This window comes from Paraprevotella xylaniphila YIT 11841 (genome assembly GCF_900683745.1).
GTDB classification, from domain to species: domain Bacteria; phylum Bacteroidota; class Bacteroidia; order Bacteroidales; family Bacteroidaceae; genus Paraprevotella; species Paraprevotella xylaniphila.
In genome coordinates this window covers 60,478-75,147 of the sequence record NZ_LR215980.1, presented here as the reverse complement: position 1 = coordinate 75,147, position 14,670 = coordinate 60,478, and the positions used below count along the sequence as shown (strand labels likewise).

13 protein-coding genes and 1 tRNA gene are annotated in these 14,670 nt (G+C 49.3%); 5 read left to right on the top strand and 9 right to left on the bottom strand.

Annotation, left to right across the window (positions count from 1 at the left end; translation table 11 throughout):
- Positions 1 to 53: 53 nt before the first annotated feature.
- Both E0E47_RS17185 and E0E47_RS00410 read right to left on the bottom strand, forming a co-directional pair.
- Positions 54 to 224 carry a hypothetical protein gene (locus tag E0E47_RS17185; RefSeq protein WP_172604614.1) on the bottom strand — a complete coding sequence of 57 codons (171 nt, stop codon included), beginning with the start codon at positions 222 to 224 and terminating at the stop codon, positions 54 to 56.
- A gap of 17 nt (positions 225 to 241) precedes the next feature.
- The gene (locus tag E0E47_RS00410; protein ID WP_232038273.1) at positions 242 to 2,584 is read right to left on the bottom strand and encodes a chitobiase/beta-hexosaminidase C-terminal domain-containing protein; all 2,343 of its coding nucleotides are present in this window, start codon (positions 2,582 to 2,584) and stop codon (positions 242 to 244) included.
- A gap of 632 nt (positions 2,585 to 3,216) precedes the next feature.
- Here E0E47_RS00410 and E0E47_RS00405 point away from each other — a divergent pair.
- Both E0E47_RS00405 and E0E47_RS00400 read left to right on the top strand, forming a co-directional pair.
- Positions 3,217 to 3,306, top strand: a tRNA-Ser gene (locus tag E0E47_RS00405).
- Positions 3,307 to 3,387: 81 nt separating this feature from the next.
- Positions 3,388 to 4,089, top strand: a complete 702-nt coding sequence (locus E0E47_RS00400) for a CDP-alcohol phosphatidyltransferase family protein (RefSeq protein WP_130892545.1) — start codon at positions 3,388 to 3,390, stop codon at positions 4,087 to 4,089.
- A 93-nt stretch (positions 4,090 to 4,182) separates the two neighbouring features.
- On the opposite strand, the gene xpt is transcribed toward E0E47_RS00400, so the two are convergent.
- Entirely contained in the window at positions 4,183 to 4,752 is a 570-nt protein-coding gene (xpt, locus tag E0E47_RS00395) for a xanthine phosphoribosyltransferase (protein WP_040602656.1), read from the bottom strand.
- Positions 4,753 to 4,797: 45 nt separating this feature from the next.
- Between xpt and E0E47_RS00390 the strand changes: the two genes are divergently transcribed.
- Positions 4,798 to 5,091 (top strand): hypothetical protein, encoded by a 294-nt coding sequence (locus tag E0E47_RS00390; protein ID WP_145988332.1) that lies wholly within the window; start codon positions 4,798 to 4,800, stop codon positions 5,089 to 5,091.
- 169 nt (positions 5,092 to 5,260) lie between these two features.
- Here the strand turns inward: E0E47_RS00390 and hydF are convergent, their stop codons facing one another.
- The 3 genes from hydF to hydE are packed head-to-tail and all read right to left on the bottom strand — an operon-like array spanning position 5,261 to position 9,013.
- Complete coding sequence (hydF, locus tag E0E47_RS00385) at positions 5,261 to 6,460, bottom strand: [FeFe] hydrogenase H-cluster maturation GTPase HydF (protein ID WP_130892543.1); 1,200 nt, start codon at positions 6,458 to 6,460, stop codon at positions 5,261 to 5,263.
- Positions 6,461 to 6,479: 19 nt separating this feature from the next.
- Positions 6,480 to 7,898: a [FeFe] hydrogenase H-cluster radical SAM maturase HydG gene (hydG, locus tag E0E47_RS00380; RefSeq protein WP_130894288.1), complete on the bottom strand. Its 1,419-nt coding sequence runs from the start codon at positions 7,896 to 7,898 to the stop codon at positions 6,480 to 6,482.
- Between the two features lie 26 nt (positions 7,899 to 7,924).
- Positions 7,925 to 9,013 (bottom strand): [FeFe] hydrogenase H-cluster radical SAM maturase HydE, encoded by a 1,089-nt coding sequence (hydE, locus tag E0E47_RS00375; RefSeq protein ID WP_420873288.1) that lies wholly within the window; start codon positions 9,011 to 9,013, stop codon positions 7,925 to 7,927.
- A gap of 79 nt (positions 9,014 to 9,092) precedes the next feature.
- On the opposite strand from hydE, the gene E0E47_RS00370 reads away from it, so the two are divergent.
- Positions 9,093 to 10,535, top strand: a complete 1,443-nt coding sequence (locus E0E47_RS00370; RefSeq protein WP_008626010.1) for a monomeric [FeFe] hydrogenase — start codon at positions 9,093 to 9,095, stop codon at positions 10,533 to 10,535.
- 78 nt (positions 10,536 to 10,613) lie between these two features.
- Here E0E47_RS00370 and E0E47_RS00365 read toward each other — a convergent pair whose 3' ends face one another.
- Positions 10,614 to 11,183: an HdeD family acid-resistance protein gene (locus E0E47_RS00365; protein ID WP_008626011.1), complete on the bottom strand. Its 570-nt coding sequence runs from the start codon at positions 11,181 to 11,183 to the stop codon at positions 10,614 to 10,616.
- Positions 11,184 to 11,331: 148 nt separating this feature from the next.
- Here E0E47_RS00365 and E0E47_RS00360 point away from each other — a divergent pair, with 148 nt between their 5' ends.
- The gene (locus E0E47_RS00360) at positions 11,332 to 11,889 is read left to right on the top strand and encodes a histidine phosphatase family protein (protein WP_130892541.1); all 558 of its coding nucleotides are present in this window, start codon (positions 11,332 to 11,334) and stop codon (positions 11,887 to 11,889) included.
- Here the strand turns inward: E0E47_RS00360 and E0E47_RS00355 are convergent.
- On the bottom strand, positions 11,886 to 14,177 hold the full coding sequence (locus E0E47_RS00355) for a M6 family metalloprotease domain-containing protein (RefSeq protein ID WP_232038272.1): 2,292 nt from the start codon (positions 14,175 to 14,177) through the stop codon (positions 11,886 to 11,888). The genes E0E47_RS00360 and E0E47_RS00355 overlap by 4 nt on opposite strands.
- 71 nt (positions 14,178 to 14,248) lie before the next feature.
- On the bottom strand, positions 14,249 to 14,641 hold the full coding sequence (locus E0E47_RS00350; protein ID WP_130892539.1) for a hypothetical protein: 393 nt from the start codon (positions 14,639 to 14,641) through the stop codon (positions 14,249 to 14,251).
- Positions 14,642 to 14,670 lie beyond the last annotated feature (29 nt).

Here is a 14,670-nt window from a genome sequence, read left to right as displayed (position 1 = left end):
GGTTTTCATCCGAAGCGGCTTTGCCGTATCACGTTCAAAAGTGTACCAAAGTATTAATACTCGTTACCCCATATATCGGTAAAACCTTGATTCATGTTGGCCCGACCTTCTATTCCATCCTCTGGCGTGTTATTGACTCCTATGGAGCAATTCAACAGCAATGAATCTTGAATCTCAAATTCTGCCACTTCGCAAACCGGTTTTATATATATTTTCTTGTTCATATTCCAACTTGTTAATACTATTTTACTACTACTTTTTTACCATTCACAATGTAAATGCCCTGCGGCAAGCCTTGAGTGGCCTCTGATTCGTTGACCTGATGACGGACTTCCACACCGCTAAGTGTGTACACATCTGCCAAACCGCCCTCAACCATTGTTTCGGAGATACCGGTCGCATCTTCAAATGAAATCAGGCGTTGGTTCACGCCAACTTCCCCACTGTATTCCGGAACCTTATCCATATCAATATAAGCACGGTTTCCCGAAATCTTACAACCCTTACCGCAAAGCTGCACTTTGTTTTGGGCACTAATCAGGTACATGCCCTCAGCCACATCTTGCCCCTCAAAAGAACCGACCAATCCGTTTGCTTCACCAGCTTCAGCTACAGCCTTTCCACTGTATGCCGCTATAAGCTTATCGGAAGTTGCACTGAATATATAAGGAACTCCAGCCTCAAGGGTGGTCACTTGCTCCAATACCATGGACTGCGGCTCTCCGTCCTTCATGACTTTTCCGGCAATGCTGAAGAACTCTGCACCAACCATATCTTCTGCGGCCACGGCATAGGGAAGACAGATAGTACCGTAATCGCCGGAAGCGACATTGCGAACATAACCATCAACGATAGGCATATCTGTTGCAAATTGGTTAGTCGTGCTCGAAAGTGAATATGTTCCGAAAACACTGTTACCACTTGAAACCCCAAGTCCTAATACACGAGCAGAATTTGTAGAAGAGTGCCAATAACCATCACTTTCTTTCTTCCACGTGAATTTCTTTGTATCGACTCCTAAATCAGTACTATTTCCTACGTGGGCTACATACTCTCCCGATACAGTTTGGATAGTACCCTTACTTTCATCTATATAAAATTCAAAATCTACAGTTTCAGAAGTCTTAACGACTTTGTTATTCAAAACATCAACTACATCTGTATCCAACTTTTTATCTGAAATTTTATTGGAAGAAAGCATGGCATAATACACACCATCCTTTTCTGCCACTAAAGCCCTTGCTTCCGGCAATGCAGAAGGATCTACCACGTTCACGGTACATGTTGCTGTCGCACCGGTAAATTCATCATTTTCGGCGACAGAGGCTGTAATCGTTACCGTCCCGGCCTTGTTTCCCGCCTGAACCTTGCCCTCGCTGTCCACTTTGGCTATTTCTTCATCCTCAGAAGAATAAATAACCGGGGATGTAGAATTCGTAGTAGCCTTGATGATTAAGGATTCACCCAAGTTCACAGAATAAGCATCTTGTTCGAAAACCAAGGTCGCCTGCGTCTTGCCTGCGGTCTTTACGGCAATATCCTCTTGCAAGATTACATTCAGTTGTTTATCAGAGTGAAACAAACCCGGATACCCTGTTACGTCAACCGTGGCCTGCACATCTGCCGTAATGCTTTCATCAGCCGCCCTGAGTGCTATCTTTTCACCGTTTTGCTCGATTTCCCCATTCTTATTGTTAAAGCCTGATGTTACCGTCGCATCTACCACCTTTACACGCATGGATTCATACTGGGCAAAGTTTTGGTTCAATTCAGCCACAGTCACCTCTTGTACCGGAATCTCAACGCCTTCGGCAACCTCCACATTGTCGAACTCCCCTCCTTCTACCTTCAATTCATACAGGCCATTGTATAATGCCAATGGGGCTGATACCACACCGTTCAGTTTCGTCCCAACCTTCAAATTGTTTGAGCCAAAAACATACAATCCTGCTGTCTCATCTTGAATATAAGCCTTCCGGGAGTCAGCATACGTCACCACAGCATCTTTCAACTCTACAAAACAAGTTACACCTTCCGCCGTAGCTATACCGCTTTCTTTCAATGCCTTCAAAGAAGTATATGGTTCTAATTTAGTGTAAGTCGCAGTGACTACTTCACTATTGTCCAACCCATCTTTCACGGCAATAGCTTTTAATGTGGTAGTTTCCGTGAGAGTTACGCCTTCTGTTGGAAACTTATCAGAACCTGTAGTAGGCTCTGCTCCATCCTTTGTATAATAAATTGTGGCACCTTCTGTAGGACTAGAAGCTGTTACCGTAAGCTTATCCACAAAAGTGGTTCCGTTAGCCGGTGCAAAAACAGGTGCTGCCACTTGGGTCTGCTCACCTCCTTCCCATGTAATTACCAACTTATCAAGATAGAGAGCACCGTCATTCGAACGAATACCAATATAAGTGTAATCACCATTTATCTCCAAAGAAGTAGTTCCATTAGGAATCTCACCAATCAATTCTCCCTTGGTAGCCACATCGCTTTTATACAAATCCGCAGCAGAAGAGTAGGCCGAAGTTTTACCATATACATCTAATTGACGTTTTGAAGACGTGTTTGAATTCCATTCCACGGAAACTCTCTTGACCCGTTTTCCTCCTGATACTGTCGCGACAATCCCGCAATCACTACCGCTACTTCTTAATTGGATAGCGTTATGGCTTGTAGCCGATTTACCCGCATACACAGCCCCGGAAGCACCTTGGACATTAGAAAATTCCACATACGAATTAGTCGTAGCTTTAAAATCACGGTATGTAAACTCATCGCTTACTTCTTGCCCCCAAACACTGCCGGAGACCAACGCGAGAAGTAGTAATGTCAAAATTACCCCCCCCCGATTTAACATTTGTAAACTTTTTCATACGCTTAAGTTTTATATGAATAATAAATTGAAAAGTTTTCTCATGTTATGACCTGACAAATATATACAAAAGAAATCAAGTTACCATATAAAAAACAAATTATTATTCATATTTCCCCATAAAAATCAATTCATATTGCAATAAAATGACATCATAACGCCACCAAAATTCTTTCAAACCTACAAAAATATTTTAAAATCAAGATATTAACATTATTTTTCAGGAACAAAAGCCTTCGACAAAGATTCACATTCCAAGCCCTATCTCATTATTTCCCGTACTTTTTTGCCCTTTCGGCATGCGGATAAGAAAAAAAGTTGTAACTTTGCCCACCGAACAAGGAAAGATGCCGGAGTGGTCGATCGGGCCGCACTCGAAATGCGGTGAACGGGCAACTGTTCCCAGGGTTCGAATCCCTGTCTTTCCGCCAATACTCCCGACTTCACTATCTCCCCTTGCGGAATGGTAAGGTCGGGCGTTTCGTTTCACCTGACATATAGGGAAAAACAAAATGGGACACGAAAAATCAGAAAGGATACAGACCTCCATCCTGAGCCGGGTGGAGAAGAAAGCTTTAGGGTGGTTAGCCGGACGGCAACCACGTTGGGTCACATCGGACTTCCTCACGTTCGTAGGCGTAATGGGAGCTGTGCTCTTCGCTGTCGGCGGCATGCTAGCACACATCGACCTGCATTACCTGTGGCTCGGCTCACTCGGGCTTGTGGTGAACTGGTACGGTGACAGCCTGGACGGCACGTTGGCACGGGTGCGCCATACCCAACGCCCCATATACGGTTTCTTCATCGACCATACGTTGGATGCGTTAGCCACCTGCCTCTTTTGCCTCGGACTGGGCCTCTCGCCCGTCATGCGGATGGACGTGGCATTGCTCATCATGGGCGGTTATTTGTGCCTCTCCATCTACACCTACATCAGTACCATCATCATCGACGAGTTCCGGCTCACTTACGGCAAATTAGGGCCGACAGAAGTACGCCTTATCCTGATAGCCGTGAACACGCTGTATATCTACGCCCCGTGGCGTGAAACCCATTACGCCATTGGCAGACAGCAATGGAGCGCGTTCGACCTGATTGGTGTGGCCGTGTCGGTTATCCTCTTCACACTTTATGCCGCCCAATTTGCTTCGGACCGCCGTAAGTTGGCCGTAAAAGATCCCCTGAAACCTTACCGACCCGAAAGCGAAAAGTGAAATATCCTTAATATAAACCGTTGTGCCCGGACTCCCCTGTCGGAAATCCGGGCACAACGGTTTATATAGCCAAGAGGGCATGAGGCAGGTGCCTTAATCTTTCAACGTGATGCGGCATCCGTCCAAACTTTCAATCACCGCCAACGACTCCACATGAATGCCCTGCGCACGCAAATAATCGCCCCCATGTTGGAAAGCCTTTTCTATGAGGAATCCCATTCCGGCCAATTCGGCACCGGACTGACGCACCAAATCCATCACCCCTTTGGCCGCATTGCCATTGGCCAGAAAATCATCTATGAAAAGCACCTTGTCGCCCGGCTGCAGATAATCCTTACACACGCATACATCATACGTATTGTTTTTGGTAAACGAAAAGACTTTCGTCGCCAACATATTTTCCATCGTGCTCGGTTTCTTCTTCTTGGCAAAGACCACCGGGAGCTCCAAGAGGTAGCCCACCATAATGGCAGGTGCAATGCCGCTGGCCTCTATCGTCAATATCTTGTTGATGTCACGCGAAGCGAAACGGCGCACGAACTCCACGGCCATGGACTTCATCAGTATGGGATCCATCTGATGGTTGATGAAATTGTCCACTTTCAGTATTCCTCCCTCGAAACATTTTCCATCGCGCAAAATGCGCTCCTTGAGTTGTTGCATATTTTTTTCCTCTTTATATCCCGTCTGAATGTTTTTCCTTCCGGCATGGCCGAAACGTGGGACAAAGATAGTATAAAAAAAGTAAAAAATGCGGTTTCCTCCACAGAAAATAATGAGACGGTCAATGCTCCCGGAAGAAATAAAAAAACACCCGCCACCCCCATACAGGAGTTTTCCGAAAAACATCCTTCATCTTTCAGATTGCACGATAAAACATTTATAATTAATAGATTACATCCTGAAAGATGTTTCAGGCATCTTTCAGCCAAGCTTCATTTCAACCAGCTCAGATTGACGAAACGTTTGGCGCAGAACGAAAAATTGTTTGGCTTAGATTGAAAAACCGTTTGGCGCAGATCTTTTTACCGCTTCCTGCCATGAAAGAAGGCTGAAAGATGCCTGAAACATCCTTCATCCTGTAAAGCATTGTATGACAATACATTTCCTCATAACCTGAAAGATGAAGGATGTTTCCTGGAAAGACCTTGGGAAAGAAATCCCCATCCTCCTACTCTGGTACCGCCACCTTGTCCAAGATACCGGCCAAAGCTGCTATGGCTATTCCATAATTGGTCACAGGCACACCGCAGGCACGCGCCCGCCTCAAACGGTTCAGCACATGGCGGCGCGTAAACATGCACGCCCCACAATGGATGACCAAATCGTAAGCGGACAAATCCTCCGGGAAGTCGTTACCGGACACGATGTCGATGTGCAAAGCCTCGCCGAACTTACGACGCAACAAACGAGGAAGCTTCACGCGTCCTATATCTTCATATTGCGGCACGTGGGTGCAAGCCTCCGCTATCAGTACTCGGGCATCCGGACGCAAAGCGCACAACACCTCCGCCCCCTGCAGGAATTGCCGGATGTCCCCCTTGTAACGGGCAAACAAAACGGAAAAAGAAGTCAGCCGCGTTTGCGGTGGGCAAAGGGCCTCCACCGCCGGAAATACTTGCGAGTCCGTGATAATCAGGGACGGGGGCGACGACAAGACGGACAACGTGGTCGGTAAACGGTCTGCCGTACAACACAAAGCCGTACAACGTTTGTCCAACAGATTGCGCAAGGTCTGTACCTGTGGCAGGATTAACCGTCCCTTAGGTGCCTGAATGTCTTGCGGCATGACCAACACCACGGTATCGCCTTCGCCCACCAAGTTTCCAGTCAAATCCTCCACCTCATCCGTACGGCGATACACCTCGGCCATCGCAGACAGCAAACAGTCACGACCTTCTCCCGTACGCGCCGAAACCGACACCACATCCGTTGCCCCCAATGCCGTGCGCCAAGCACCGGCATGGCTTCCACCATCTTCGTCCACCTTATTATATATATACAAAACGGGAATGTCGTCTGCTTGGAAACGTTCCCCCCAAGCCTTTTCCTTCTCTGCCCCGTCCGGAAAACCCGACACGACAATCAAAGCCAAATCTACCCTACGGGCAGCATTGACGGTCTGTTTTACACGCAGTCCGCCCAATTCCCCTTCGTCGTCATAACCGGCCGTGTCAACCAAAACGGAAGCCCCGATACCCGGCAGTTCGATATTCTTCAATATCACATCCGTCGTCGTGCCCGGCACATCGGACACTACGGCAACCTCCTGCCCCGTCAGCATATTCACCAACGAAGACTTGCCGCTGTTGCGCCGGCCGAACAATCCGATATGGAAACGGTTGGCGCGTGGAGTTTCTTCTTTCATCATAGCCTATCTTGTCTATATCTTAAAAACGGAAATCACGCCCGCCCTCCTCTATGGCTTTCAAATAGCGACGGGCATTCTCCCGTACCCGTTCGCCGGGAACGGTTTCCAACAAACGGGCAATCATGGCCTCTCCTTTCGCACGGGTGGCAGGCGACGCATAATCATTCAAATACTCTTTCAGGGTCAGCAAAGCATTAGGCAGGCAACAGTTGGCTATCTGCCCTTTCTTCACCAACGACATGAAACGGTCGCCAGTGCGGCCCTCACGGTAGCAGGCCGTACAGAAACTGGGCAGATAACCCAAATCGAGCAGCCAACCCACCACTTCGTCCAACGAACGGCGGTCGGACACGTCGAACTGGGCGGAATTCTCCTCCGCCTCTTCTTCGTGCACATACCCTCCCACACTGGTACGGGAACCACCGCTCAATTGCGACACGCCCAATTCCAAAACCTTCTCACGGCTGGCAGGCGTCTCACGCGTGGACACAATCATTCCCGTATAAGGCACGGCTATACGGAGCACCGCCACAATCTTATGGAAAACCTCGTCCGGCACACAGTTCTTGAAATCCGCCGTGTCTATGTCATCGGCCGGGCACAGGCGCGGCACGCTGATGGTGTGCGGCCCGACCCCGAAACGGGCTTCCAGATGCTCGGCGTGCATCAGCAGGCCGATGAAGTCGTAACGGTAAGTCTCCAACCCGAACAACACGCCGATACCCACGTCATCAATGCCTCCCAACATGGCACGGTCCATGGCCTCGGTGTGATAGGCATAGTCGCTCTTCGGCCCCGTAGGATGGAGTGCCTCATAATTCGTCCGGTTATACGTCTCCTGAAAAAGAATATACGTACCGATGCCCGCGTCCTTCAAGCGACGGTAGTTCTCCACCGTCGTGGCAGCAATGTTCACATTCACGCGCCGGATGGCTCCGTTCTTATGCTTGATGCCGTAAATCGTACGGATGCTCTCCAACACATATTCGATAGGGTTGTTACGCGGGTCCTCTCCGGTCTCCAAAGCCAACCGCTTGTGTCCCATGTCCTGCAAGGCAATGACTTCCCTGCGGATTTCTTCCTGCGTCAATTTCCGGCGGCGTATCATCTTGTTCTTGGCATGGTACGGGCAATACACGCAACCGTTCACACAGTAATTGGAAAGGTACAACGGAGCGAACATCACGATGCGGTTGCCATAAAAACGCTGCTTGATGTCGCGTGCCAAGGCAAACATCTCTTCCGTCAGGTCCTGCTGCCCGGAAGCCAACAGCACGGCAGCCTCGCGATGGGTAAGCCCTTTGCAAAGGCGTGCTTTCTCCAATATGGACACGATGAGCGGACGGTCATCCTTATGCACCTCGGCGTATGCCATTGTCTCACGTATCTCCGCGTCGGAGATAAACTCTTCGGCGCGTTCCGATTTCACATCATACATTATCTTCATATCTAATCGTTCTAATGCTACTTTCCTACCTCATGTCCCGGACTGTCTCCGCGACCGTATGAAATATGGTAGCCTATTTTTTTCAAATCCTGTTCCAGACGGTGCAACCCTTCGGCTGCCTCGCTCCCGCCGGACGCTTTATGGTCGTAAATACTGTATCGCCCCCTCACGGCCAAAGGGGACAAGTTAGGCATCACCACGTTTGCCCCTGCCAAGATACCGGCTTCACGCCCGTGCGCGTCCAACGTAGCCAAAGCTGTAGTAGCCGGAATCAATGCGTCCGGAAAGCGCAGCCTCATCAAGGCAATCAGCCGGAGCGTCAAAGACACCGACCCGGCCGGATGACGGGCAAAAGGCGTATGGGCAGCCGGAACGAAAGGTCCCATGCCTATCATCTCCGGTTCCAATTCTTCCAAAAAAGCGATGTCATCCAACAAGCAATCCCATGTCTGACCGGGCGTTCCCACCATCATGCCGGCTCCTGTCTGATACCCCAAAGCTTTCAGCGTCCGCAAGCATTCCCGACGCCGGGCACCGTCCATCTCACGCGGATGCAAACGGGCATAATGCGCCTCATTCCGTGTTTCATGGCGAAGCAGGTAACGACCAACCCCTGCATCACGCCACCGGCGGTACACCTCCCCGTCACGCTCGCCCACAGACAACGTGATGGCATGCCTGGGAAACTCCATACGGAGCTTGCCTATCAAATCTTCTATCCAATCATCATCTTGTTCCGTGTCTTCTCCGCCCTGCAAGACAAATGTCCCGAAGCCGAGCCGTGCCCCCTCCCGGCAACAATCGAGTATTTGCTCCTGAGACAAACGGTAGCGCGAGGCGAAACGGTTGGAACGGCGTAGCCCGCAATAATAACAGTTGTTACGGCACCACGAAGAGATTTCAACGAGTCCGCGGATGAACACCCCGTTCCCGAAACGCTTCCGGGCCGCCTCTGCCGCAAAGGCACGAAGAGACGCATCCTGCCCGTCGTCCAAACCGGCAAGCAGCAATCTCCAACCTTCCCTGCCGGGACTTTTTCCAACCAAGAGTACATCCAACAGAGCTGAAAAACTGCTTTCTGAAATATTATTGAAACATTCTGCCATAAAATTAACACAAAGATACAAAAGATTGCCTTTTTTTTCGTAGATTTGTCCAATAATCAAAACTAAATAATCCTAAACGATGGCATACAACAACAACATCATGTTCATCCGCTACCAATTATTGGCGCGTTTGGTGAAAATGTGGAAAGAAAACGAGTTATTAGAGAAGATTGACCGGTTGCCCGTAGAATTGCATCCGCGCAAGCAAAAACCGTTGGGCCGCTGTTGCGTATATAAGGAACGTGCGGTGACCAAATACAAGACCATGGCCATGATGGGCTTTGACATGACGGATGAAACCGACGAAACCGAACGGCTGTCCACCTATGCCGCCCGCATGATGGAACGGAAAAGTCCCGACCCGAAGAAAAGCATCCTCAGCGTAATGGACGAGGCGTGCTCTTCGTGTGTGAAAATCAACTACGAGGTGACGAACCTGTGCCGCGGCTGTGCCGCGCGACCTTGCTACAACAACTGTCCGAAAGATGCCATTCACTACGACAGCGAAGGAAAAGCCTACATCGACCACGAAAAATGTATCAGTTGCGGGCGCTGCCATCAGGTATGCCCCTACCACGCCATCGTGTACATTCCCGTACCGTGCGAAGAGGCTTGCCCCGTGAAAGCCATCTCCAAAGACGAATACGGTGTGGAACATATCGACCCCGAAAAATGTATTTATTGCGGCAAATGCTTGAATGCATGTCCATTCGGTGCCATATTCGACCAATGTGCCGTATTCGACGTGCTGAACCGCATCAAAGAAGGACGGCAAGTAGTGGCCATGGTGGCCCCCTCCGTACTGGCCCAATTCAAACAACCTGTAGAGAAAGTATTCGGTGCATTGAAAGCCATCGGTTTCAGCGATGTACTCGAAGTGGCATACGGCGCCGAAGAAACCATCCGTCGGGAAGCAGAAGAATTCAAAGAGAAATTAGAAAGCGGGGCTGCGTTCATGACCACCAGTTGCTGTTCGGCTTACGTACAGTTGGCCCAGAAACACATCCCTGAAATCAAGCCTTACGTGTCTTCCACGGGCTCTCCCATGTACTACGTGGCGGAGTATGCGCGTAAGAAACACCCGGAAGCCCTGACGGTGTTCATCGCCCCCTGCGCTTCCAAAAAGGCGGAAGGACGAGAGAATCCCAACGTGGACTTCGTTTGGACATTCCGCGAACTGGATGCCGTCATTGAAGGTATGGAAATAGACATGGCGGCATGCGAGGACTTTACGCCCGAAGAACACGCAGGACACGACGCGCACGGCTTTGCCAAGACCGGCGGTGTGTTCACGGCCGTAAAAAACATGGTAGGTGACCCGGAACTGCAAGGCACACTGATAGCCGACCTGAACAAGAAAAATATTGCCGCATTGAAAGCGTACGCCAAAACAGGCAAATGCCCCACACGCATGATCGAAGTCATGGCTTGCCCCGGAGGTTGTATCAGCGGTCCCTGCGCCTGCAACGAGGGTATGGCCGCCATCCGGCAGTTCGATGCGGAGCTGAAGAAAAAGGAATAGGCACAGAATGCCAATCACAAAAAGAAGAAAGGGCTATCGGAATCCGACAACCCTTTCTTCTTTTTATCTTCACGGAACTTATTCTATCAATTCTATGGTTTCCGATGCCTTTTGCTGTTGCATCCGGCTGTACTTACGCCAACGCACACCGTTTACCAATTCCGACACACCGTAAAGCATGAAACTTATCCCCAAAAGAATGAACGGGACGGAAGCGGACTCCAACGGATTGAAAAGCACGAACACTCCCAGACCCGTAATCAACAAAATGAAAAACAAGACATACCAACGGAAAGGTATCAAACGGCGTAAACGGAACATATTCCACAATTGGTTGATCCCGGCCACCACCATCAGGAAACCGAAAATATACATCAAATATGTAATGAATAACCCAGGGAAAAAACCAAGAAAGACGCCGAACAACAGGCTGCCCAATCCCACCAAAGGAAACACAGGTTTGACCGGCACCTTATCCGAATAACGGATGATGAAATAATTGATGAGTGACACCAAACCGGAAATAAGAAACAACCCACCGATTACCTGAACCAACAATCCAGTCATCCGCTCCGGATTGGATACTAACAAAAGGCCGATAAGCAAAGCGCATACGGCACGAAAAATATAACTGTTCACTATTTTCATGAGTGCAAATATTTAATGTTTATACACGGCTAAGATACGATATTATCATTGAAAAAACGAAAGAAACCCTGAAAAATCGGTCAAAAAGCCGATTAAACGGATTTATTTTACTTACTTTACCCCTTATTACGCTACAATCTTATCTTTTATGACAGAACTTTATCTGGTGAGACACGGACAAACAGAAGAAAATGCGGCCCAAATCCTGCAAGGACACATGCCAGGCCACCTGTCACGCGAGGGCATTGCACAAGCACAAGCCCTACGGGATGAACTGAAAGATATCCGTTTCGATGCCTTGCTGTGCAGCGACTTGAAACGCTGTATGGACACCGCTATGATACTGAACGAACCGCACGGCCTGCTTCTTGAATCCACACCTCTCCTTCGCGAACGGGATTGGGGACCGTTCACGGGCATGGATATCCTGAAGGCACGCACAAAGATAGACCATCGGGCCGAACCGGTAGAAGCCATGTTCCACCGTGCGGAAACGTTCCTGCTCAATATAGTGTCCCGTTACAAAGATAAACGTGTATTGGTAGTAAGTCACGGACTTTTCTGCCGTGTCATCCAAGCGGCCTGTTCGGGTAAGACCATCCGCGACATCCCACGTATGGACAATGCGGAAGTGCGCCGCCTCATCCTCACACCGCCATTCTCTTTCTCCTGCCTGCAAGAAGAAACCGGTGCCACGGCCAACTAATCATATCTGGGAATCCAAACTTTCCGAACGTGCTCCCCGATTCGCACCACATAGATGCCGGACGGCAAACGGAACGTCTGCTCCCCTGCTTCGTAATGACCGGACAGTATCCGGCGGCCATCCCAAGCATAGACGGACAAGACAGACGGAACGGACAAAGACACCCACAAGCATCCCTCCCTCACGCCGATTTGGCAACCGGCCGGTTTGCTTGCGACTTCAAGCGCGTCGCCCTTTTCAGGTTTCAATACAGATACGTCGTCTACAAATGACCCACAAGCCCCTTCTGTTTTGGCCAAGAATATGACTTGGAGGCGTTCCGCGCTCACGGGCAAATCCACTTCCTGTTTCGTCCACGTGTTGGTTATAGCATCCAAAACCAGCAAAGGAATCCATTCCTTCGAGGTTTCCTTTTTACAATACACTTCCAAAACGACCCGTCCTCCGCTTCGTACCTTGTTCTGGTAAAAGAACCGCAATTTGGCATTACCGTCGGGATTGTCCGTCACGGGTGGAGACATCATTATCCCTTCCGAGTTTCCTAACATAAACCGCTGCACCATCCCCATATAATATGAACCGTCTGCCGCATCGGCTATATAGTCCCACGAAGCGATTTCCCCTATTCCTCCGGAACTTTCAGCCATCATACGTTCCCACTCCGTCGTATACCCCCATTGGCCTGACACTAACCATGGTGAAGCGGAAGAGGGATTCTCAAAACTTTCGTTCCATTCCGTCTTCCATACCGAAGACGGAACCGTACCATCCGCTGTAAAACGGAAAGAGACCTGTCCGTCCGCAGTGCGGTTTATATCGGACAGTTCAAAGCCTACATCGCTCCCGTCCCATGCAAACGCCGCCGGAACGGTCTGCCCGCCGAACACCGTCTTACCAGACGCACCTGGGAAAGGGCAACCTGCCGAATTAATCTCACCGTATGAATAAGAAGAAGATGAAGGAACGGACACGGACGAAGAAGCACACACCGGATACATCATTTGCGGTGCCGAGGCATTTATCGTATTGCCATACGCCCCTTCCTCTACCCAGGGATGCACGTGGTACACCATCAGCCCTTCACCGGGCAATGCCGTATCGAACCCGTCACGAACACGGCTCTCCAACAAATAAAAATCCCCCTCGGAACCTGTATCTACCCGGAACACGCCGTCTTTCTCCCAAGTGGAAGGCCGGAGCGAATAATCCCCTGTATGCGTCAACATAGTCACATCCACCCAACCGAAGTCGTATGCTTTCACGTAAGGGTTGAAATGTGCCGGGGTGATACCGTCGTTATTCCAACTGCCTTGCGCCATGACATCCCATACGCCCGTGCCCTCGAAACTACCGCCCGTGGCATAATCGGTATCGTAATAGTCCATCGCCCCCAAAGCATGCCCCATTTCGTGGCAGCAAGGTCCGATGCGCGATATACCGCCCCCACGGTTTCCCCGTAACTCAGGCGTACAGGAATAACGGTCTATCTTCATGCCTTGCAGGGTGATTTCCTGAAACATGGCCTCATGCGACCAGATGGCGGAGGGAGAAGCCCCGGCTTCTTCACCATACCCGGCAAATACGATATGCACGTTGTCCACATAACCGTCTCCGTCGGCATCATAATCCTGCAAGTCGATTTCCCGCACGGCATGTTCCATGGCTTCGAGAAACAAAGCATAGGGATTCACGTCCGAACCGCCATAACCGTTCGAGCCATAATAAGCCATAGGATACGCTGCCCTGTAAGGTCCCAACACGTCGCAATGAAACGAAAGTAGCCCGTAGGAGACTTCGCGGAAATAATCATAGACGCTTCCCTGCGCCCCGTCCACGGCATAACCCGGCTCGTTGAAGAGTGCATCGAAATCGGCCTCAGTCTTAGTGAAGCTTACATCAGCGAACGACATCAGGATTACCAAGGCACGGCGTTCTCCAACGGCTGCCGCATGCCGTCCTCGTTTTTCAACAGCCCTATTTCTGTACGATAGCTTCTTCTTTCGGGCTTCGTCCGCCATAGGACGCAACCCTTTCGGCTGTTGTGCCAAAAAACGACGCAAACTTTCCGGGCGTTCGGCATCGGCGCACAATTTATAACCAGAACGGACAGCATTCCCCATGCTGTCCGCCTTAGCAAAATACCATTCATTTCCTGAAGGTAGTAAGGTATAATTGTCTGTGGTCAAAGCCCATTTGTTGTATTCGTCGCCTTTAAGACGAATTGACACTTCCGTACTGTCCCCAAACTTATAAAGGACTTTATGAGGATAGGCAGGAACTGAATACATCTTTATAGAAAACAAAGAAAACACAGCTAACCAACATCCCCCTCTTCTCTTATTCATTCTACAAATAAAAGCTACTTTTTATATAATATAGAGATTTCCTCTCCATTTGAAGTATTAGTCAATACCATTTTAACGCCTTCACTAACAACGCCTTCAAGATTTGCCTTTCCCGTTTGTTGGGGTCTAAATACAATCAAAGTTCCAGAATATGTATAAGAATAAGGACTTGACGTATTGTCAACAATCGTACCTCCTGCATTTCTTTGTTCTACTTCATAATAAGCTTTTGTTTCATCCGCAAAGCGAATACGCGTTGTTATAGTACCAGACTCATAAATATCTTCATATTCCCAAACTGTTCCCGCATAGGGATGTCCTTCATCATCATCACTACAACTAGAAAAGGACAAAACCGATAATACGGCCACAAACATCCAACTCAAAAATTTTAAAGCCTTCTTCATAACATTTCTTTTTAATTATTAATATGAAA

Coding starts and splice junctions, on each gene's coding strand:
- E0E47_RS00390 (WP_145988332.1), top strand. CDS start 4,798: ATGGCCGAAACGTGGGACAAAGATAGTATAAAAAAAGTAAAAAATGCG.
- E0E47_RS00370 (WP_008626010.1), top strand. CDS start 9,093: ATGGCATACAACAACAACATCATGTTCATCCGCTACCAATTATTGGCG.
- E0E47_RS00350 (WP_130892539.1), bottom strand. CDS start 14,641: ATGAAGAAGGCTTTAAAATTTTTGAGTTGGATGTTTGTGGCCGTATTA.
- hydG (WP_130894288.1), bottom strand. CDS start 7,898: ATGTATGATGTGAAATCGGAACGCGCCGAAGAGTTTATCTCCGACGCG.
- E0E47_RS00360 (WP_130892541.1), top strand. CDS start 11,332: ATGACAGAACTTTATCTGGTGAGACACGGACAAACAGAAGAAAATGCG.
- E0E47_RS00365 (WP_008626011.1), bottom strand. CDS start 11,183: ATGAAAATAGTGAACAGTTATATTTTTCGTGCCGTATGCGCTTTGCTT.
- hydF (WP_130892543.1), bottom strand. CDS start 6,460: ATGATGAAAGAAGAAACTCCACGCGCCAACCGTTTCCATATCGGATTG.
- E0E47_RS00355 (WP_232038272.1), bottom strand. CDS start 14,177: ATGTATTCAGTTCCTGCCTATCCTCATAAAGTCCTTTATAAGTTTGGG.
- E0E47_RS17185 (WP_172604614.1), bottom strand. CDS start 224: ATGAACAAGAAAATATATATAAAACCGGTTTGCGAAGTGGCAGAATTT.
- hydE (WP_420873288.1), bottom strand. CDS start 9,013: ATGGCAGAATGTTTCAATAATATTTCAGAAAGCAGTTTTTCAGCTCTG.
- E0E47_RS00400 (WP_130892545.1), top strand. CDS start 3,388: ATGGGACACGAAAAATCAGAAAGGATACAGACCTCCATCCTGAGCCGG.
- xpt (WP_040602656.1), bottom strand. CDS start 4,752: ATGCAACAACTCAAGGAGCGCATTTTGCGCGATGGAAAATGTTTCGAG.